Annotated in this window: 1 protein-coding gene; it reads right to left on the bottom strand. The window is 46.4% G+C overall.

The features are described from left to right. Positions 1-39 precede the first annotated feature (39 nt). A protein-coding gene (locus tag AB4263_RS08780; protein WP_372098077.1) for an IS3 family transposase occupies positions 40-1,574 on the bottom strand; the annotation gives its coding sequence in 2 pieces (ribosomal slippage) (positions 40-1,121 and positions 1,121-1,574; 1,536 coding nt in all). Between the last annotated feature and the right edge of the window lie 63 nt (positions 1,575-1,637).

The following is a 1,637-nucleotide window of genomic DNA, read 5'->3' on the forward strand; positions in this document are numbered from 1 at the left end:
CGGTGTTTTTCAAGGTAGTTGTCATCATTTGCTTACTTATTAAGCAGCTTCTCTTTCTGGATTTAGGTGAACGTCACCAACAGGTTCACAGTTTCTGATATCACCAGGCCAGCGTTCAGGGTTTAGCTCTTTTGCAGCGAGTAGTACCTCCGCTCGGCGCTTCAAGATCTCTTTATCTTTTCCATTGTGACGCTCTGAAGGCGTGACATAATTCAGCTTACTGTGCTTGTGCTCCGTGTTGTACCAGCGTACGAAGGCTTCAACCCAACTTCGACTACTGTCGATTGTTTCAAAGCCCTTTGTTGGCCAGCTTGGCATGTACTTTACCGTGCGGAACAATGACTCAACATACGGGTTATCATCACTGACTCTTGGGCGACTATACGATGAAGTAATACCTAACTCTTCCATTTTTGCTTTGAACGTCAACGACTTCATCGGCGCACCATTATCTGAGTGAAGAACCAGTGCTTGATTGAAGCACTGCTCTCGCATCAACGTTCGTTGCAGAAGTTGTGACGCTAGCTCACCGCATTCATGCTCATACACTTCATAACCAACAATTTTTCGACTGTAGATGTCCTCAATGACATACAGGTAATAGTGTTGGCCTCGAACCTTTGAAGGTAAGTAAGTGATATCCCATGTATAGACTTGGTTCGAATCTGTCGCTGTGTAACTTGTTGGCTTCGCTTGCTTCTGCCTACTCCTTTGACGACCTCGTCTGTGGAGTTGCCCCTGTGCACTCAGCACCCGATAGTAACTCGATTCAGAGGCGATATACTCACCTCGGTCAAGCAGTGTCGGGACGATTTGAGTCGGAGGTAAGCTTGCGAACTCAGAGCGGTTACACACCTCGATAATCGCATCACGCTCTTGCTGAGAGAGCTTGTTAGCAGGCTCTGGCCTGATGCATATCGGCCTTTTGTCAGCTTGAACTTCACCTTGCTGATACCAGCGACGATACGTTCTCAAGTCGATTTGAACTTCATGGCAAGCTGGCTCTAAACGGCATCCGCATTGCTTCGCTTCAAGGATAAGAGTCACTATGTTCTGCCTTTCATCGGTTGAGGTTAGTCGTCCTCTGGCTCTTCCCCGTAAAAGGCTCTCAGCTTTTTTCTTAGTACCAAGAGGGCGGCCGTTTCAGCGAGCGCTTTTTCTTTGAGTCGTAAATCTTTCTTCAACTCTTTGATTTCAAGTTTGTCAGCTTTAGCCTGTTTTTTGGCTTGGGCTTCACTCTCTTTGTTCAACATGACTCCTTGAAGAAACTCACTCCGCCAGGTTTGTACTTGCTCAGGGTACAAGCCCTTCTCTCGACAATATAGGCTGAGTTCATTTTCGGTCATTGAATAAGTTTCGGCAACAATGGCGAGTTTAGTTTGAGCAGACCACTGCTCTGATGAAGTGTTGCTATTTGGCACGGCGGCTCCTGAACGTCTGAGTTGCTGGCGCCAATGATACAGGGTCGCAGTGCTAATTCCTTCCTCTTCCGACACTTCTTTAACTGACATCGAATAGGGAGGCAACAGCTTCTTCAATATAGCTTCTTTTCTTTCTACTGAGATACGAGACACAATTACTCTTTATCGCCCAAACTGGTTAAATTTTAACAGTGACAACTATCCTGCCAGATAGGG

This window comes from Vibrio sp. 10N.261.55.C5 (assembly GCF_041470505.1).
Classification (GTDB): Bacteria; Pseudomonadota; Gammaproteobacteria; order Enterobacterales; family Vibrionaceae; genus Vibrio; species Vibrio crassostreae_C.